General features: G+C 70.8%; 22 protein-coding genes. 14 read left to right on the top strand and 8 right to left on the bottom strand.

The features are described from left to right. The first annotated feature begins 81 nt into the window (after positions 1–81). Entirely contained in the window at positions 82–642 is a 561-nt protein-coding gene (locus tag AB0M59_RS10370; protein WP_364611842.1) for a GNAT family N-acetyltransferase, read from the top strand. A gap of 63 nt (positions 643–705) precedes the next feature. Then, positions 706–1,854: a type I restriction endonuclease gene (locus tag AB0M59_RS10365; protein WP_364611839.1), complete on the top strand. Its 1,149-nt coding sequence runs from the start codon at positions 706–708 to the stop codon at positions 1,852–1,854. On the opposite strand, the gene AB0M59_RS10360 is transcribed toward AB0M59_RS10365, so the two are convergent. Genes AB0M59_RS10360 through AB0M59_RS10345 form a run of 4 tightly spaced genes read right to left on the bottom strand, consistent with a single transcriptional unit; the run spans position 1,833 to position 4,693 of the window. Then, positions 1,833–3,062: a serine hydrolase domain-containing protein gene (locus tag AB0M59_RS10360; protein ID WP_364611836.1), complete on the bottom strand. Its 1,230-nt coding sequence runs from the start codon at positions 3,060–3,062 to the stop codon at positions 1,833–1,835. The two genes, AB0M59_RS10365 and AB0M59_RS10360, sit on opposite strands and share 22 nt — an antisense overlap. A 10-nt stretch (positions 3,063–3,072) precedes the next feature. Next, positions 3,073–3,885 carry a siderophore-interacting protein gene (locus AB0M59_RS10355; protein WP_364611833.1) on the bottom strand — a complete coding sequence of 271 codons (813 nt, stop codon included), beginning with the start codon at positions 3,883–3,885 and terminating at the stop codon, positions 3,073–3,075. A 26-nt stretch (positions 3,886–3,911) separates the two neighbouring features. Next, positions 3,912–4,280: a hypothetical protein gene (locus AB0M59_RS10350; protein WP_364611830.1), complete on the bottom strand. Its 369-nt coding sequence runs from the start codon at positions 4,278–4,280 to the stop codon at positions 3,912–3,914. Then, positions 4,277–4,693 (bottom strand): SgcJ/EcaC family oxidoreductase, encoded by a 417-nt coding sequence (locus tag AB0M59_RS10345; protein WP_364611827.1) that lies wholly within the window; start codon positions 4,691–4,693, stop codon positions 4,277–4,279. The genes AB0M59_RS10350 and AB0M59_RS10345 overlap by 4 nt, the downstream gene beginning before the upstream one ends. Positions 4,694–4,864: 171 nt before the next feature. Between AB0M59_RS10345 and AB0M59_RS10340 the strand changes: the two genes are divergently transcribed. Then, positions 4,865–5,479 carry a TetR/AcrR family transcriptional regulator gene (locus AB0M59_RS10340; RefSeq protein WP_364612214.1) on the top strand — a complete coding sequence of 205 codons (615 nt, stop codon included), beginning with the start codon at positions 4,865–4,867 and terminating at the stop codon, positions 5,477–5,479. A 20-nt stretch (positions 5,480–5,499) separates the two neighbouring features. Then, complete coding sequence (locus AB0M59_RS10335) at positions 5,500–6,027, top strand: ATP-binding protein (protein ID WP_364611824.1); 528 nt, start codon at positions 5,500–5,502, stop codon at positions 6,025–6,027. Between the two features lie 4 nt (positions 6,028–6,031). On the opposite strand, the gene AB0M59_RS10330 is transcribed toward AB0M59_RS10335, so the two are convergent. The 3 genes from AB0M59_RS10330 to AB0M59_RS10320 form a co-directional block, all read right to left on the bottom strand. Beyond that, complete coding sequence (locus AB0M59_RS10330) at positions 6,032–6,952, bottom strand: NADP-dependent oxidoreductase (RefSeq protein ID WP_364611821.1); 921 nt, start codon at positions 6,950–6,952, stop codon at positions 6,032–6,034. 61 nt (positions 6,953–7,013) lie between these two features. Beyond that, positions 7,014–8,231 (bottom strand): radical SAM family heme chaperone HemW, encoded by a 1,218-nt coding sequence (gene hemW / locus AB0M59_RS10325; protein WP_364611818.1) that lies wholly within the window; start codon positions 8,229–8,231, stop codon positions 7,014–7,016. A 14-nt stretch (positions 8,232–8,245) separates the two neighbouring features. Then, the gene (locus AB0M59_RS10320) at positions 8,246–8,662 is read right to left on the bottom strand and encodes a VOC family protein (RefSeq protein ID WP_364611815.1); all 417 of its coding nucleotides are present in this window, start codon (positions 8,660–8,662) and stop codon (positions 8,246–8,248) included. A 77-nt stretch (positions 8,663–8,739) separates the two neighbouring features. On the opposite strand from AB0M59_RS10320, the gene AB0M59_RS10315 reads away from it, so the two are divergent. From AB0M59_RS10315 to AB0M59_RS10270, 10 genes are all read left to right on the top strand, one after another. After that, on the top strand, positions 8,740–9,315 hold the full coding sequence (locus AB0M59_RS10315) for a TetR family transcriptional regulator (protein WP_364611812.1): 576 nt from the start codon (positions 8,740–8,742) through the stop codon (positions 9,313–9,315). Between the two features lie 61 nt (positions 9,316–9,376). Then, complete coding sequence (locus tag AB0M59_RS10310) at positions 9,377–9,463, top strand: putative leader peptide (RefSeq protein WP_364612211.1); 87 nt, start codon at positions 9,377–9,379, stop codon at positions 9,461–9,463. 105 nt (positions 9,464–9,568) lie between these two features. Then, a complete protein-coding gene (locus tag AB0M59_RS10305) occupies positions 9,569–11,263 on the top strand; it encodes a nitrite/sulfite reductase (protein WP_364611809.1) in 1,695 nt (564 codons plus the stop codon). Further along, positions 11,260–11,415, top strand: a complete 156-nt coding sequence (locus AB0M59_RS10300) for an Insertion element protein (RefSeq protein ID WP_364611806.1) — start codon at positions 11,260–11,262, stop codon at positions 11,413–11,415. The genes AB0M59_RS10305 and AB0M59_RS10300 overlap by 4 nt, the downstream gene beginning before the upstream one ends. Then, positions 11,412–12,107 carry a phosphoadenylyl-sulfate reductase gene (locus tag AB0M59_RS10295; RefSeq protein ID WP_364611803.1) on the top strand — a complete coding sequence of 232 codons (696 nt, stop codon included), beginning with the start codon at positions 11,412–11,414 and terminating at the stop codon, positions 12,105–12,107. The genes AB0M59_RS10300 and AB0M59_RS10295 overlap by 4 nt, the downstream gene beginning before the upstream one ends. Positions 12,108–12,118: 11 nt before the next feature. Further along, positions 12,119–13,039, top strand: coding sequence for a sulfate adenylyltransferase subunit CysD (gene cysD, locus AB0M59_RS10290; RefSeq protein ID WP_364611800.1), 921 nt, complete (start codon positions 12,119–12,121; stop codon positions 13,037–13,039). Next, positions 13,039–14,301: a GTP-binding protein gene (locus AB0M59_RS10285; RefSeq protein ID WP_364611797.1), complete on the top strand. Its 1,263-nt coding sequence runs from the start codon at positions 13,039–13,041 to the stop codon at positions 14,299–14,301. The genes cysD and AB0M59_RS10285 overlap by 1 nt, the downstream gene beginning before the upstream one ends. Next, complete coding sequence (locus tag AB0M59_RS10280) at positions 14,298–15,035, top strand: sirohydrochlorin chelatase (RefSeq protein WP_364611794.1); 738 nt, start codon at positions 14,298–14,300, stop codon at positions 15,033–15,035. The genes AB0M59_RS10285 and AB0M59_RS10280 overlap by 4 nt, the downstream gene beginning before the upstream one ends. Before the next feature lie 167 nt (positions 15,036–15,202). Continuing rightward, on the top strand, positions 15,203–15,835 hold the full coding sequence (locus AB0M59_RS10275; RefSeq protein WP_364611791.1) for a cyclase: 633 nt from the start codon (positions 15,203–15,205) through the stop codon (positions 15,833–15,835). 84 nt (positions 15,836–15,919) lie between these two features. Further along, complete coding sequence (locus AB0M59_RS10270; protein WP_364611788.1) at positions 15,920–16,687, top strand: enoyl-CoA hydratase family protein; 768 nt, start codon at positions 15,920–15,922, stop codon at positions 16,685–16,687. Positions 16,688–16,778: 91 nt separating this feature from the next. Here the strand turns inward: AB0M59_RS10270 and AB0M59_RS10265 are convergent, their stop codons facing one another. Further along, positions 16,779–17,954, bottom strand: a complete 1,176-nt coding sequence (locus tag AB0M59_RS10265; protein WP_364611786.1) for an MFS transporter — start codon at positions 17,952–17,954, stop codon at positions 16,779–16,781. Positions 17,955–17,961: the final 7 nt, after the last annotated feature.

Raw genomic sequence — 17,961 nt, 5'->3', positions numbered from 1 at the left:
CCCTGGAAACCCTTTGCTGCCAACGTACTCGTTTTTCGTGAAGCCGTTCCAGCCCGATCGGGCGGCCGCTAGGGTGGCGCGGTGACGCAGCCGCCCCCGGGATTCGACCGCACGCTCCTCCTCCGCGACGGCCGCCGGGTGTGGGTCCGCCCGCTCACCCCGCGGGACGCGCCGGAGCTGGGCGAAGCCATCCGCACCGCGGACCCGGAGACCCTGCGCCGCCGTTTCTGCGGCTCGGCCCCCCGGGTGACACCCCAGCTGCTGGAGCGCCTGACGGTGCTGGACTACGAGCGCCGGTTCGCCCTGGTGGCGCGGTGTTCCGAGGGGCCGGGAGTGGCGGTGGCCCGCTACGAGGCGACGGGCAAGCGGATGGCGGAGGTGGCGATAGCGGTGGCGCCCGAGTGGCGCCGGGTCGGGCTGGCGTCGGCGCTGCTGCACATGCTGGGGCTGGCGGCATTGGAGCGTGGGTTCGACCGGTTCACGGCGGTGTACTCGGCGGACAACCGTCCGGTGGCGGAGCTGCTGGACTACGCGCGGGGGCGCAGGGTGATCGCGGAGGGGGTCGCGGAGGCGGAGGTCCAGCTTCGGGACCACCCCGAGGCGCCGGCTTCGAGTTTTTCGTTTTTTCAGCGGAATCCGTAACAGACCGCGCGACCGCACCGATCCAGGCCGGGCACCTCGTTCCCGCAACAGAACGGCACCGGCATGGACATCGCCGAGCGCGCGCAAGCACTCGCCCTGAAGATCCGCAAGCACAAGGACGGCATCGAGACCGAGGAGGCGACCAAGAACGCCTTCGTGATGCCGTTCATCAGCACTGTCCTCGGTTACGACGTGTTCAACCCGGCCGAGGTGATCCCCGAGTTCACCGCCGACGTCGGCACCAAGCGGGGCGAGAAGATCGACTACGCGATCGTGCACGACGGCCAGGTGCAGGTGCTCGTCGAAGCCAAGAAGATCAACGATCCGCTCCGGATCGAACACGCTTCCCAGCTCTTCCGCTACTTCGCCGTCACGAACGCCCGGATCGCCGTCCTGACGAACGGTCAGGTGTACGAGTTCTACACCGACCTCGACGCGCCGAACCGGATGGACGCCAAGCCGTTCCTCGTGCTGGACTTCGCCGACATCGACGAAACCCTGCTGCCCGAACTGGCCAAGCTCACCAAGGAGTCCTTCGACCTCGACTCGGTCATCAGCGCCGCGGGCGAGCTGAAGTACATCGGGCAGCTCAAGCGCATCCTCGCGGCGCAGTTCAAGGAGCCCGAGGACGAATGGGTCAAGTTCCTGACGACGCGGGTCTACGAAGGCGCGATCACCCAGCGGGTCCGGGACCAGTTCGGCCCACTGGTGGCCAAAGCGGCCAGCCAGTTCCTCAACGAGCAGGTCAACGACCGGCTGAAGAACGCGCTCGGCGGGCCCGGCTCGTACGTCAGCGTGTCGGGCGGGAGCACCGCGCAACCCGAGCAGCAGCCGCAACCGGAGGCGGCCGCCGAGGCGGACGACGCCGAGCGGGTGGTCACGACCGAGGACGAGCTCGAAGGCTTCCGGATCGTCCGCGCCATCGTCTGCTCCGAGGTGGCCGTCGCACGGATCGCGGCGAGGGACACCCAGACGTACTTCGGCGTCCTCCTGGACGACAACAACCGCAAGCCCATCGCCCGGCTGTGGTTCAACCGGTCGAAGAAGTACCTCGGCGTGTTCGACGAGAACAAGGTCGAGACCCGGCTGCCGATCGCCGGCGTCGAAGACATCTACCAGCACGCGGACCACCTGCGGAGCACGGTGGCGAAGTACCTCGCCACCGTGCGTCCGGCGGCGCCGGAACCCGCTCAGTCCACCAGTGCCTGGTAAACCAGCTGCCGCAGCTGGGACCGCAGCCGGTAAGTGCTCGACGGCAACAGCTGTGTGTAGAACCCGACCGTCAAGTCCTCGTCCGGATCCACCCAGAAAGCCGTCGACGCGGCCCCACCCCACGCGAACTCCCCCGCCGACGACAACGTCCGCGCCTTCACCGGGTCCTCCAGCACCGAGAACCCCAACCCGAACCCGTGCCCGTCGAACGGCATCTCGGCGAACAGCGGGCGTCCGAACTCCTCGAGGTCCACGTGCCCCGGCAGGTGATTGCTCGCCATGAGCGACACCGTCCGCGGGGACAGCAACCGGACGCCGTCCAAAGCGCCGCCGCGCAGCAGCATCTCCGTGAAACGCCAGTAGTCCGATGCCGACGACACCAGGCCGCCGCCGCCGGAAAGGCAGTCAGGGCGCGAAGTTCCCAGCCGGCCGAACGCTTCGTTGCGCGTAGCACGGCCAGTGGCAGGATCCGGGACGTAGAGGGCAGCCAAGCGGGATGGAGAGGAAGCCACGAAACCCGTGTCCGTCATGCCCAGCGGAGTGAAGATCCGGGACGAGAAGAACTCGTCCAGCGGAAGCCCCGAAACCACCTCGACGAGCCGCCCCAGGACGTCCGTCGCGATCGAGTAGTTCCACTCCGCACCCGGCTGGAACAGCAGCGGCAGCGACGCCCACTGCTCCGAACACGCGGCCAGGTCGAGCCCGGGCGGCGTCCCCCATTCGAAGCCCGCTGCCCGATAGATCGCGTCCACCGGGTGGCCGTGGTGGAAGCCGTACGTCAGACCGGCCGTGTGGGTCAGCAGGTGCCACACCCGGATCGGCTCCGTCGCCGGTTCCGTCAGCGGACGAAGCGCCGACCCCTTGACGAACACCCGCGGCGAAGCGAACTCCGGCAGCCACCGCGAGATCGGGTCGTCCAGCTCCAGCAGGCCCTCTTCGGCGAGCATCATCGCCGCGACCGACGTGATCGGCTTCGTCATCGAGAAGATCCGCCACAGCGTGTCGGTCTCCACCGGCGTGCCCGCTTCGACGTCGCTGTAGCCGCCACTGCCGACGTGCACGATCCGGCCGTGCCTGCTCACCACCGCGAGCCAGCCCGGTAACCGGCCATCCTCGACGTAGCGGTCGAAATGGGTATCCATCCGGGAAAGCCGGTCCGCGTCGAACCCGACTTCGGCCGGCTCGACGTCCACCTTGAGGTTCGCCATGCCCGCGAGGCTACTTCTCGCGCGCCCGTTCGGCCGCTTTCTCTTCGCGCCAGGCTTCGTCGTCCTTGCCGACGCGCCAGTAACCCGAGATCGACAGCAGCTCGCGCCGCACCTCGCGCTCCTCCAGCAGGTACCGCCGCAGGTCGCGGACGAACCCCGCCTCACCGTGCACGAACGCCTGGACGACGCCCTCGCGCCACGGCAGCTCCCGCACCGCCGCGGCGACGTCACCGCCGGACGCGCGGTGCAGCCACGTGATCTGCGCGTTGGCCTTCGTGGCCAGCGCCTGCTCCTCGTCGGCGTTCTCGACCAGGATCACGGCCTGCGCCGGGACGCCCGCCGGGAGCGCTTCGAGCGACGCCGCGATGGCAGGCAGCGCGCTTTCGTCCCCGGCCAGCAGGTGCCAGTCCGCCTCGGCGCCTGGCGCGTAGGCGCCTCCGGGGCCGGACAGCAGCAGCTCGTCCCCCGGCTGGGCCGAGGCCGCCCACGGGCCGGCGATGCCCTCGTCGCCGTGGTGGACGAAGTCGAAGACGAGCTCGCCGGCCTGCGGGTCGAACGCCCGGACGGTGTAGGACCGCATCCGCGGCCAGTGCTCCCGCGGCAGCGTGGCCCGGCACTCCTGGACGTCGAACGGCTCCGGGTACTCGACGCCCGGCACCTTGAACAGCACCTTCACGTACGCGTCGGTGAACGCGTTGGGCGTGAAATCGGCGAGGCCCTCGCCGCCCGCGACGATCCGGATCATGTGCGGGGTCAGCCGCTCGGTGCGCAGCACGCGCAGCTTCACCGCGGGCCGTCCGGACCGCCGGGGTGCTTCAGCCATCGACAACTCCTCGCAAGAACTAAGGGTTACCTAAGCACCGTACGCGTCAGATCCGGCCCGTGGCCACCGGCCTGTCCGAGTTCTTCGAGCATCCGGGCAAAAGCGGCAGCCGTCCGCGCCCGGAAGCCGAGGAAGAACCGGTTGACCAGCGGGACTCCCCAGCGCCCCCAGGTAGCCGCGTTGACCACGCGATGCTCGACCCGCGAGCCCGCCGGATCGGCCGTGACGCGGTACTCCCCGCGGTACCACCACCCGCCCTGCACGGCGAGGAAACCGCGTTCGGCGTCGACCTCCGTCCGCATCGGATAGCCCCCGGTCACCCGGCGCCGCACCTCCTCGAACAGCTCGCCCGGCGGCCGCGCGACGATCCCCGACGCCTCCGCAAGCGTTTTCACCCGCGAGGATCCGAGACGCGCGTGTTCTGGAACGCCGTGATCAGCCACTCGCCGTCCTCCCGGACGAGCACGAAGCTGACCGTGGAATCGCGGCCTTCGTCGGCGGTGTCGGCGCCGGTGACCGACGAGCCACCGCCGGCGACGACCACGGCGACGTCCGGGCGGACGAACCGCACGTTCGCCGACGCGCCGAGCCGGCCGGTCAGCTTGGAGCCCTTGAGCGGCCCCTCGAAGAGAGCGCGGTGCGAGCTCTCGATCGCTTCCCGGCCCGGGAAGTTCATCCCGAAGAACGTGACGTAGTCCGCGTCCTCGGTGAAGAGCCGGCCGTAAGCGGCGGCATCGGCGGAGTTCCACGCCTCGGTGAGGCGGCCGAGGACGGCGCGAACGTCGGTTTCGGCGGTGGTGGTGGTCATGAGATCCCCTTCACGAACCTTGTTCGTTTTACGAACACCGTTCTACATACGAACAGCGTTCGCGTCAAGTACAGTGTTCGCGTGACCGTTCCCCCACCGCCGTGGCGCAGCGCACCCCGCCGCCGCGCCGCGAAACCCGCGCTCTCCCAGGAGCTCGTCGTGAAGACGGCGCTGGAAGTCCTGGCGAAGGAGGGGCTCGACGCGGTCACCATGCGACGGGTCGCGCAGGAACTGGAGACGGGGCCCGCGTCGCTCTACGCGCACGTGGCCAACAAGGACGAGCTGGCGGAGCTGATGCTCGACGCCGTCCTCGCCGAAGCACCGATCCCCGACCCGGACCCGGCGCGCTGGGACGAGCAGGTGAAGGAGCTGGTCCGCGGCCAGATCCGGGTGATGGTCGCGCACCCCGGCATCGCGCGGGTGGCATGGGACATCGCCGTGCCGGTCATCCCCAGCTCGCTGCGGCAGGGCGAGGCGATGCTCGCGCTGCTGCGCGCGGGCGGCCTGACCCTCAAGCAGGCGACGTTCGCCGGCGACGCGCTGGCGCTCTACGCCAAGGCGTACGCCTACGAGGCGAGCGGCTGGACCTGGGGCGACATCGACGAAGCCGAGACCGCGAAACGCGGCGAGCAGATGGTGGCGTACATGCGGTCACTGCCGCCCGAGGCGTTCCCGAACATGCTGCACATCGGCGAGTTCTTCTCCGCCGAGACGGCGACCGAGCGCCTCGAGTTCGCCCTCGACGTCTACCTCGCCGGCCTGAAGGTCGTGGCGGCGAAGAACTAGTGGAGGTACCTACGGGACTCGTGGTCCTCGTCGGCCCGCCGGCCTCGGGCAAGACCAGCTTCGTCCGGGCACTGATCGCGCGCCGGCAGATCGACGAAGAAGCCGTGGTGTCCAGCGACGAAATCCGCGCGGAGCTTTTCGGCACCGCACCCGACGGCGCGGACTCCGACGCGGCGGACGCCCGGATCTTCGAGGAACGGGACCGGCGGATCGTCGCCAGGCTCGCCACCGGGCAGACCGCGGTCGCCGAGTCGACGAACGTGACCCCACCCGCGCGCGCCCGGCTGATCGCCATCGCCAGGCGCTTCGACGCTCCGGTGACCGTGCTGCGGTTCACCCCGGACGTCGCCGACCTCCTCCGGCAGCACGCGGAGCGGGGCCGTCCCGACGTCACCGCCGCGCAAGTCCACGCCTACGCCGCGGTTATGGCCCGGCACGCTGCCCCGAACCGACTTCGTTCCGAAGGGGCGACCGCCGTCTACGACGTCCCCGGACGCGGCCAAGCAGCCACCCCCGCCGAGGCCGCCGCACGGTTTTCGTTCACCTGAAGGACTAGGGCCGCAGGACGATCTTGCCGCGCGTGTGCCGCAGCTCCAGCTCGCGGTAGGCCTCGTGCACCTCATCGAGGGGGTAGACCCGCGCGATCGGGACCTCCACGAGTCCCTTGCCCACCAGCAGGCTCAGCTCGCGCAGGACCTCGGCCGACGCCGCCGCGCCGGTGCCGTCGGACTTCACGTTGTACTTCGCGGCCGCCTCGAAGTCGATGATCGTGTTGATCCGGCCCGGGTGGATCCCCAGGTGCAGGGCCAGTTCCACATAACCGGAGCCGAAGGTGTCGACGAACGCGTGCACGCCGTCCGGAGCGGCTTCCCTGATCCGCTCGAGCACGCCGTCGCCGTAGGACACCGGGATGACATCCAGCTCGCGCAGCCAGTCGTGGTTCGCTTCGCCGGCCAGGCCGATCACCGTGGCGCCGGCCAGCTTCGCCAGCTGGACGGCCAGGGATCCGACACCGCCGCCCGCGCCCGAGACGACGACCGTGTCGCCCTCACGCGGGCACACCGCGGCCATCGCGGCGTAGGCGGTGGTGCCGGCGACGAACAGCGCCCCCGCGGCCTCCCAGGACACCTCGTCCGGCCGCGGTGTGAGGTCGGAAGCCTGCGCCACGACGTAGTCCGCGTGGCTCGAGCGTGTGTGCACGAAGCCGATCACCTCGTCGCCGACCGCGATCTCCTCGACGCCGTCGCCCAGTTCCGCGACGACACCCGCGAAGTCGCTGCCCTGCCCGGACGGGAACGTCGCCGGGAAGCGCTCGTGCAGGGACCCGCGCCGGATGGCGGCCTCGCCCGGGTTGATCCCGGCGGCGCGGACCTCGACGAGCACCTGCCCCCGTCCCGGTGCCGGCCGCGGGACGTCCTCGACCCGGAGGACGTCCACGTCGCCGTACTCGTCGAACCTGATCGCGCGCGCCATGGGCCCTCCTGAAAGTCGTTGCTCTATACAAGCAACCACGAGGTCCCCGGATTTAATCCCGTCAGCCCGCGAGGCGCCGGACGACGCCGTCGGCCAGGAGCCGTCCGCGGTCGGTGAGCACCGCGCGGCCCCGGGAGTCCAAAGCGGACGGATCGAGCAGGCCCTCGGCCGCCGCGGCCCGGGCCTCCGCGAGCCCCGGTTCGTCCAGCACGTCCAGCGGAAGTCCTTCGGCGACACGCAGTTCGAGCATGATCCGCTCGAGGTGCTGGTCGTCGTCGGTGAGCACCTCGCGCCCGCCCGCGGGCGAGTCGCCGGCGGCGAGCAGCGCGGCGTAGCGCGCCGGGTGCTTGACGTTCCACCAGCGCACGCCGCCGACGTGGCTGTGCGCGCCCGGCCCGGCGCCCCACCAGTCGTCGCCGCGCCAGTAGCCGAGGTTGTGGCGGCAGCGGGCCGCGTCGTCCGTCGCCCAGTTCGACACCTCGTACCAGCGCAGTCCCGCCGCCGACAGCGTCGCGTCGATCATCTCGTAGTCCGTGGCGAGCACGTCGTCGTCCGGCGCGGGCAGTTCGCCGCGGCGCACCCGGCGGGCCAGTGCCGTGCCCTCCTCGACGATCAGCGCGTACGCCGACACGTGGTCGACGCCCGCGGCCAGCACGGCGTCGAGCGTGGCAAGGAGGTCGTCCGGGCGCTCGCCGGGCGTGCCGTAGATCACGTCGAGGTTCACGTGCTCGAACCCGGCCGCGCGGGCTTCGGCGGCGGCCTGGCCCGGCCGGCCGGGGGTGTGCACGCGGTCGAGGATCTTGAGCACGTGCTGTGCGGCCGACTGCATGCCGAGCGAGACGCGTGTGTAGCCGGCCTCGCGGATCCCGGCGAAGAATTCCGGTGACGTCGATTCCGGGTTCGACTCCGTCGTGACCTCGGCGCCCGGGGCGAGCCCGAAGACGTCGCGGACGGCGTCGAGCACCGAGGCGAGACCGTCGGCGCCGAGCAGCGACGGCGTGCCGCCACCGACGAAGACGGTGTCCGCGGCGGGCGGCACGACCAGGACCTTCGCGGCGAGCTCCAGCTCGCGCCGCAGCCCTTCGAGCCAGGACTGCGGCGACGAGTCCGAGTCGAGCTCACCCGCGGTGTAGGTGTTGAAGTCGCAGTAGCCGCAGCGCGTCGCGCAGAACGGGACGTGCACGTAGACCCCGAACGTTCTGCTGCCGAGCCCCTTCAGCGCGCTCTCCGGCAAGGCCGGATCGATCGAGGTGATGGAGTCGGGACGCAGCACGGGCACCCCCCGATTGTCCCCTACGACGCCGGGAGGTTCGCCGCCGCCCAGTCCGGGTCGGGCGGGATCATCTCGATGACGTCGAGCAGTACGCCGTTCGGATCCGCAACGTAGAAGTGCCGCTGCCCGTAGACCTCGTCGACGACCGGTGTGACGAGTTCCACGCCCGCCTCGACCAGCCGCTTCGCCTCGGCCGCGGCGTCCTCGACGACGAGCCCGAACATCAGCCCCGACGTCTCGCGCGCCCGGTAGGCCGGCGGGACCGACTCGTGGCCGCGCTGCACGAAGCTGATTTCGTAGCCGGGCGCGCCGGCGTTGACGCTGGCGAACCAGTCCAGCTCGACCGTGACCGGCAGCCCGATCACCTCCCGGTAGAAGCGGGTGGTCGCGGCGACATCGTCGACCAGGTACCCCGCCCCGAAACCCTTGACCTGCATCCCCAGTTCCTCTCCAACAAACCACTGTACCTGTAGTACTCTAACCATAGTGGTTTGAATCGGGCAAGGAGCGATGAGTGCGGCAGAACACCGAACGGCGGACAGCCCTGACCGACGCGGCCATCGAGGTCCTCGCCCGCGACGGCGCACGAGGGCTCACCTACCGCGCGGTGGACACCGAAGCCGGCGTGCCGCCGGGGACGACGTCGAACTACTTCCGCGACCGCGACCAGCTGTTGGCCGAGGCCGGGGAACGCGTCCACGTCCGGCTGTCCGCGCCGCAGGAGGTCATGGCCGATCCGCGAGCCGAGGAGCCGTCGACCGGGCGGGTCGCCGCGCTGCTCGGCGACCTGATGACGCGGCTGACCACCCGCCGCAGCTCCTACCTCGCCCTGCTCGAACTGCGTCTGGAGGCGAACCGGCGGTCCGGGCTGGCGGCGGCGCTGACCGCGACCGTGCGGGAGAGCTTCGAGCTCAGCGCGGGCTTCCACGAAGCCGCCGGCCTGCCCGGCGGGCGGGACGAGGTCCTGCTGCTCTATCTGGCCCTGACCGGCCTGACCGTCGAGCGGTTGACATTGCCCGAAGCGTTCGCCGGGTACTCGGACGCGCAGGTCGTGGGCCTGCTGGTCGACCGCATTCTCCCAGGCGAGTGACGCTGCTCCCAGCATTCGGGCAGACCTGGACCACATATTGGACGCGTGGCACGCTGACGCCGTGACTCATGCCGGTGTTCTCCTCGTGGCCCGCCGCCACGTCGACCTCGTGCGGGTCGCCAGCGCTCTCTGCGTACCCGTTCGCTGACTGCCGTCGCCACCACCTGCCACGAACCTGGACAGCCGGCGCCGGAGGAAACCCGCGAGCCGGTGGTCCTCCGCTGCCACGAAATGCCTCTCGGAGGACGCCCCCATGGCCACGCCCACGCGCCAGACCCCCGCCCGCCCCGCGCGCGCCAAGCAGAAGCGCGGCGAGGGGCAATGGGCGCTCGGTTACCGGGAGCCGCTGAACCCGAACGAGCGGTCCAAGAAGGACGACAACCCGCTCAACGTGCGGGCGCGGATCGAGAACGTCTACGCCCACCGCGGGTTCGACGCGATCGACCCGGGCGACCTGCGCGGCCGGTTCCGCTGGTTCGGCCTCTACACCCAGCGCAAGCCGGGCATCGACGGCGGCCGCACCGCGACGCTGGAGCCCGAAGAGCTCGACGACCGCTACTTCATGCTGCGGGTCCGGATCGACGGCGGCGCGGTGACCACCGAGCAGCTCACCGCGCTCGGCGAGATCTCGCAGGCGTACGCGCGCGACACCGCGGACATCACCGACCGGCAGAACATCCAGTACCACTGGATCCGCATCGAGGATGTCCCGGCGATCTGGGACAAGCTCGAAAAGGCCGGCATGACCACGATGGAGGCGTGCGGCGACAGCCCGCGCGTCATGCTCGGCTCGCCGGTCGCCGGCATCTCGGCGGACGAGGTGCTCGACGGCACGCCCGCGCTGGACGAGATCAAGCGCCGCTACATCGGCAAGCCGGAGTTCGCGAACCTGCCCCGGAAGTTCAAGACCGCCGTCTCCGGCCAGCCGGACGTGGCGCACGAAATTCACGACGTCGCCTTCGTCGGCGTGAACCACCCCGAGCACGGACCCGGCTTCGACGTCTGGGTCGGCGGCGGCCTGTCCACCAACCCGATGCTCGGGCAGCGCCTCGGCGCCTGGGTGCCGCGCGACGAGGTGCCCGACGTCTGGGAAGGCGTCATCTCGATCTTCCGCGACTACGGCTACCGGCGGCTGCGCTCGCGGGCGCGGCTGAAGTTCCTGGTCAAGGACTGGGGCGTGGAGAAGTTCCGCCAGGTGCTGCAGGACGAGTACCTCAAGCGCGAGCTGATCGACGGCCCGCCGCCGGAGAACCCCGCCGTGCCGGTCGACCACGTCGGCGTGCACCCGCAGGTCGACGGCAACTTCTACGTCGGCGCGGCCCCGATCGCGGGCCGCGTGAACGGCGGCGCGCTCGTCGCCGTCGCCAAGGCGGCCGAGCGGGCCGGGTCCACCCGGGTGCGGTTCACGCCGCTGCAGAAGGTCGTCGTGCTCGACGTCCCGGAGCCCCAGGTCCCCTCGCTCGAAGCGGAGCTGGCCGAGATCGGGCTGGAGACCAAGCCGTCGCCGTGGCGACGCGGGGTGATGGCCTGCACCGGGCTGGAGTTCTGCAAGCTCGCCATCGTCGAGACGAAGGCCCGCGCGCAGCAGCTCGTCTCGGACCTCGAGAAGTCCCTCGCGGACATCCAGGACGGCCTCGACACGCCGGTGACCGTGCACCTCAACGGCTGCCCCAACTCCTGCGCGCGGATCCAGACCGCCGACATCGGCCTCAAGGGCCAGATCGTCACCGACGCCGACGGCAACCAGGTCGAAGGCTTCCAGGTGCACCTCGGCGGCGGGCTCGGCCTCGACGCCGGGTTCGGCCGGAAGCTGCGCGGCCACAAGGTGACCGCGGCGGAGCTGACCGGCTACGTCGAGCGCGTCGTGCGCGCCTACGTCACCGGGCGCGAACCCGGCGAGCGGTTCCCGCAGTGGGCCGCGCGAGCCGAGGAAAGCACGCTCCAGTGACGTCCACCGAACGCGCGACGCCGTACTACTGCCCGTATTGCGGTGACGAGGACCTGCGGCCGGAAGAGAACGGTGGCTGGCTGTGTTCGGCCTGCCGCCGGGTCTTCTCGGTCAAGTTCCTCGGCCTGTCCCTTCCGGAGGTTTCCCGATGACCGCCACCGCCGACTACAAGACCCTCGCCGAGCGCGCGTCGAAAGAGCTCGCCGAAGCCACCGCCGAAGAGGCGATCCGCTGGACCGTCGAGACGTTCGGCGAGGACTTCATCGTGGCGTCCAACATGCAGGACGCCGTGCTGATCGACCTCGCCACGAAGGTGAAGCCCGAGGTGGACGTCCTCTTCCTGGAGACGGGCTACCACTTCCCGGAGACCATCGGCACGCGCGACGCCGTCCAGGCGGTCTACCCCGGCGTGAAGATCGTCAACGCCCAGGCCGAGCAGAGCGTCGCCGAGCAGGACGCGGAGTACGGCGAGAAGCTGCACGACCGCGACCCGACGCTGTGCTGCAACCTGCGCAAGGTCGTGCCGCTGCGCAAGACCCTGGCCAACTACTCGGCGTGGATCACCGGCGTCCGCCGCGTCGACGCGCCGACCCGCGCGAACACCCCGATCGTCACCTGGGACGACCGCAACGGCCTGGTGAAGGTCAACCCGATCGCGGCGTGGACCGACGACGAGTTCAACGGCTACATCCGGGAGCACTCGATCCTGGAGAACCCCCTCGTCTCGATCGGCTACCTCTCGATCGGCTGCGGCCCCTGCACCGCTCGCGTGGAGCCGGGGCAGGACCCGCGCAGCGGCCGGTGGGCCGGGCAGAGCAAGACCGAGTGCGGACTGCACGGCTGAGAAAGGGACGCATGACGACCTTGGAGCCCGCTACCGATGCGGCGCAAGACAATCTCGCGGCTTTGGAGTCCGAAGCCATCCACATCTTCCGCGAAGTGGCGGGCGAGTTCGACCGGCCGGTGATCCTCTTCTCCGGCGGCAAGGACTCGACGCTGCTGCTGCACCTGGCGATCAAGGCGTTCTGGCCGGCGCCGGTGCCGTTCCCGCTGCTGCACGTGGACACCGGGCACAACTTCGACGAGGTCATCGAGTTCCGCGACCGCGTCGTCGAGCGCCACGGCCTGCGGCTGGTCGTCGCGAAGGTCCAGGACTGGATCGACGACGGGCGGCTGGAAGAGCGCGCCGACGGGATGCGCAACCCGCTGCAGACCACGCCGTTGCTGGACACCATCGCGGAGAACAAGTTCGACGCCGTCTTCGGCGGCGGCCGCCGCGACGAGGAGCGCGCCCGGGCGAAGGAGCGGATCTTCAGCCTCCGCAACTCCTTCGGCCAGTGGGAACCGCGCCGGCAACGGCCCGAGCTGTGGAACCTCTACAACGGCCGGCACCGCCCGGGCGAGCAGGTCCGCGTCTTCCCGCTGTCCAACTGGACCGAGGCCGACGTCTGGAACTACATCGCCCGCGAGAAGGTCGAGCTGCCGTCGATCTACTACGCGCACCAGCGCGAGGTGTACCTGCGTGACGGCATGTGGCTCGCCGAAGGCCCGTGGGGCGGCCCGCGCCCGGGCGAGGAGGTCCGCGAGCGGACGGTCCGCTACCGGACCGTCGGCGACGGTTCGTGCACCGGCGCGATCGAGTCCACCGCGACCACCGTCGAAGACGTCATCGCCGAGGTGTCGGCGTCGCGGCTGACCGAACGCGGCGCCACCCGCGCCGACGACCGGATGTCCGAGGCGGCCATGGAAGACCGCAAGCGTGAGGGGTACTTCTGATGAGCTCGCTGTTGCGCCTGGCCACGGCCGGAAGTGTCGACGACGGAAAGTCCACTTTGGTCGGCCGGCTTCTCTACGACACCAAGTCGGTGCTCGCCGACCAGCTCGACGCCGTCACACGCGCGTCGGTCGACAAGGGACTGTCCACGCCGGACTTGTCCCTGCTGGTCGACGGCCTGCGCTCGGAACGCGAGCAGGGCATCACCATCGACGTCGCCTACCGGTACTTCGCCACGCCCAAGCGGTCGTTCGTGCTGGCCGACACGCCCGGGCACGTGCAGTACACGCGCAACACGGTGACCGGCGCGTCCACCGCGCAGCTGGCCGTGCTGCTGGTCGACGCGCGCAAGGGCGTCATCGAGCAGACCCGGCGGCACGCGGCGGTGCTGGCCCTGCTGGGCGTGCCGCAGCTGGTCCTCGCGGTGAACAAGATCGACCTGGTCGACTACGACGAGGCGACGTTCACGGTGATCGCGAAGGAGTTCGCGACGCACGCCGAAACGCTGGGGTACCCCCAGGGCTCGGTGCTCGCGATCCCGGTCTCGGCGCTGGAGGGCGACAACGTCGCGACGCGCTCCGAGCGGACGCCGTGGTACTCCGGCCCGAGCCTGCTGGAGCACCTGGAGGACGTGCCGGTCGCGCCCGACCCGCACGACTCGGCGCTGCGGTTCCCGGTGCAGTACGTGATCCGCCCGCGCACGCCGGAGTACCCGGACTACCGCGGCTACGCGGGGCAGATCGCCGCGGGCACGGTCCGCCCGGGCGACGAGATCGTCGTGTTGCCCCAAGGTATCCGCAGTCGCATCGAGCGCATCGACACCGCCGACGGACCCCTCGACGAAGCCGGCGCCGGGACATCGGTGACGCTGCTGCTCGCCGACGACATCGACATCTCCCGCGGCGACCTGATCGCCGCCGCGGACGCGCCGCCGCGGATCACCGACGAGATCACCGGCACGCTGTGCTGGCTGTCGTCGAAGCCGTTGAAGGAAGGGGCGCGGGTCCTCGTCAAGCACGGCGCCCGCACGGTGCAGGCGCTGGTCGGACAGCTGCACGCGCGGTTCGACGAGCAGGCTTTGTCCAGTGTGGACGGCCCCTCTTCCTTGGAACTGAACGACATCGGGCTGGTCACGCTGCGGCTGGCCGAGGAGCTGGGCGTCGACGACTACGGCGTCAGCCCGCGCACCGGCGCGTTCCTGGTCATCGACCCGAAGGACGGCGACACCCTCGCCGCGGGCCTGGTGGGTGAGCGCTTCTCGTGACACCGCCCCTGGTCGCCGTCGCGCACGGCAGTCGTGATCCCCGCTCGGCTTCGACCGTGCGGGCGCTCGTCGACGTCGTGCGCGCCCAGGCGCCCGGGCTCTCGGTCCACGAGTCCTTTTTGGACCTTTCCTCGCCCAACGTGACGGACGTGCTGCGAGGGTTGTACTCGTCGGGGCACCGGTCGGCGGTCGTGGTGCCGCTGCTGCTCGGCAGCGCGTTCCACGCGCGGGTCGACCTGCCGGCGCTGATCGACCAGGTGGTTTCCGAATGCCCGGGTTTCCGCGTCGAGGTGTCGGACGTGCTGGGCGCCGACCCGGCGCTGGAGGCGGTGGCCCTGGACCGGCTGGCGGCCGCGCCTCACCGTCGTGGGACGGGCGTGCTGCTGAGCGCGGTCGGCTCGTCCAACGCGTCGGCGAACGCCGTCGTCGCTTCTCTGGCTTCTCGTTGGGAGAAGCGGCTGGGTGTTCCGGTGAGCGAGGCGTTCGCTTCCGCTGCCCAGCCGGACATCCCGGCGGCCGCCGCCCGGTTGCGTGACCGAGGCGTGCGGCACCTGGTCGTGGCGTCGTGGTTCCTGGCGCCCGGGTTGCTGCCGGACCGCATCGCGAGGTTGGCCCGCGAAGCGGATCCCCGCGCGTTCGTCGCGGCGCCGCTGGCCGACGATCCCCGCGTCGCCGACGTCGTCATCAGCCGGTACGCCACCGCGGTGAGCGGACTGCTCCGCCAGTACGCCTAGCCCGGCGCGCCTGCCACCGCCAAAAGGCGAGTCTTTTTCACATTTCTGGTCACCCTGCGCGCATGGGAACGGTAAATCCTTGACGCGCTAGTTAACTTGCCGGTAACTATCTAAGCGCTGCGCGGCTTTCTTTCCTCCCCTCCAAAACCGCAGGTAGGTGGATACAAGTGAAAGCACTTCACCTTTCCAAGCTCGGCGTTCTGGTCGCGGTCGCGGCCCTCCCGGTCGCTCTCGCCGCCCCGGCATCGGCGGCCACCACCGCCGTCACCTTCGACTGCCAGGCCGATGCTCCGATCGTCGGGCCGCAACAGGTGTCGCTGAACCAGGACACCGACGTCACGGCGCCCGCCACGGTCGCGCCCGGCGGCGCGTTCGACGTCGTCATCGACCCGGCGCCGAACACCGTCCCGGGCGACGTGAGCGGGAACAAGGTCAAGAACATCAACACGTTCGCGCTGAAGTTCCCGATCCCGGCGAACTCCACCTATGTCGGCGCGGACCTGACCGGCGGCTCCGGCCTCGGCTCGACCGCGCCGACCATCGCCGTCGCGAACGGGGTCGCCACCCTGAGCTTCCCCGGCCCGATCGCCGGCGGTGCCACCTTCGAACTGCCCACGATCACCGCGCACCTGACGGCCGGCCAGTCGGGCACGATCGAGACGAAGCTGTCCGGCACGAGCTACAGCGACCCGGGCCTGACGTTCAAGGCCGTGGCGAGCACGATCATCGGCGACATCACCGCGCCGACGGCCTGCTTCCCCAACCCCAGCCCGGTCTTCACCACGACGACCATCGGCTGACCGCGAGCCGCCCCGCGGGTCTCCGCCCGCGGGGTGGCCCGCGTAACACCGGTGGCGCGCGGGGAGTGTGCAAGGGTGTCGGTCATGGCTGACGAACTGGTGCACTACGACGTGGTGGGCGGCACCGCCACGATCACCCTGGACTCCCCGCACAACCGCAACGCGCTGTCCTCTCAGTTGCGCCGCGAGCTTTCGGATTCGCTGGCGAAGGCGGCCGCTGACGACGCCGTGCGGGTCATCGTGCTCACCCACACGGGTCCGGTGTTCTGCGCGGGGATGGACCTCAAGGAGGCCCGCGGTGCCGGCGCGGGCGACCAGGGCGTGAACGAGTTCCCGAAGATCCTCGAGCAGCTGTGGACCAGCCCGAAGCCGGTGGTCGCCCGGCTGGCCGGCCCCGCCCGCGCCGGCGGCATCGGCATGGTGGCGGCGTGCGACATCGCGGTGGCGGTGCCGGAAGCGACGTTCGCCTTCTCGGAGGTCCGCATCGGCGTGGTCCCGGCGGTCATCTCCCTGACGGTCCTCCCGCGGCTCAACCCGCGCGCGGCGCACGAGCTGTTCCTGACGGGCGACACGTTCGACGCGCGGCGGGCGGTCGAGATCGGCCTGCTGAACTCGGCGACGTCCGACCTCGACGCCGAAGTGGCCCGCTTCGTGAAGGCCCTGGCGGCGGGCGGCCCGACGGCGCTGGCCGAGACGAAGGCGCTGCTGAGCCGTCCCCGCCCGGCGACACCGTCGGAGGGGTTCGAGGAGATGCTCGGGCTGTCGGCGAAGTTCTTCGCCAGTGAGGAAGGCCAGGAGGGCATCCTGGCCTTCGCCCAGAAGCGCAAGCCGAGCTGGGTCCCCCAGGACTGAAGCGCCCCAATGCCACATTGGGTGCGTCCCACGCACCCAATGTGGCGTTCGGTGCGTCCCACGCACCCAACGCCACATTGGGGCGCTCGGGTCAGGCCGGGACGCGGGCCTGCTTGCGCGGAACCAGCGCGAGCAGGCCCGTCACCCCGCCGCAAGCCGCGGCCACCACGTACACCGGCGTCAAACCCCCGGCCTGGTAAGCGATCCCGAGCACCGCGACGCCGAGCGTCTGCCCGAACTGCCGGGTCGTCGTGAGGATCCCCGCGGCCATCCCCGCTCGTCCCGGCGGGGCCGCGGAAGCGATCGCCGCGCCCATCGCCGGTCCCGCGATCCCCACGCCGATCCCCGTCACGGCGAGCCCGACCGAGACCGGGAAACCCAGCTGCAGCAGGAATCCGACCGCGCCCAGCAGCACGCCGGCGCCGAGCAGCGCCCGCGGCGGAAACCGGCGCAGCACCTTCCCGGCGAACGTCGAGGTCAGGAACGACGCCACGGCCAGCGGCGCCAGCGCGAGCCCCGCCTCGACCGGCCCGAGCGCGAGCCCGGTCTGCAGCCACAACGACACGTAGACCAGCGCGGCGAACGTCAACGTCGACGCGGCCGCACACGCGACCGACGTCGCGAACCCGGCGTCACGGAACAACTTCAGCTCCAGCAACGGCGCCGAACGACGCCGTTCCACGATGAAGAACCCCGCGAACGCGACCACCGAAACCACCAGCGCCCCCACGGTGACCGGCGTCGTCCACCGCCCTGAGCCGCCCGATGTCAGCCCGTGCGCCAGGCTCGCCGCGCCGATCGCGAACCACACCGCGCCCGCGAGGTCGAACCGGCCGCGTCCGCCCGGGGTGTCCGGCCGCAACGCCCGCAGCGCGAACCCGGCCGTCGCCAACGCCATCGGCACGTTGACGAAGAAGATCGCCGCCCAGCCGAAGTACTCGGTCAGCACCCCGCCGGCCAGGGGACCCGTGGCCGCACCGAGCCCGCTCACCGCGAAGAAGACGCCGATCGCCGTCCCCCGTGAACGCCCTTCGTAGCAGGCGGCGAGCAACGCGAACCCCGTCACCGCCACCGCCGAACCCCCGACTGCCTGCACCCCGCGGGCGGCGATCAGCGTCCCGATGTCCGGCGCCAGCCCGCAGCCCAGCGACGCGAGCCCGAACACCGCCAGCCCGGCGACGAACATCCGCCTCGCGCCCCAGCGGTCGGCGAGCGAGCCGGTCGCGAGCATCAGCACCGCCAGGACCAGCGTGTAGACGTCGGGCACCCACTGC

Origin of the sequence: Amycolatopsis sp. NPDC051371, from assembly GCF_040682155.1 — a bacterium.
Lineage (GTDB): Bacteria > Actinomycetota > Actinomycetes > Mycobacteriales > Pseudonocardiaceae > Amycolatopsis.
The sequence above is the reverse complement of the archived record's forward strand: the minus strand, read 5'-3'. Positions and strand labels throughout refer to the sequence as shown.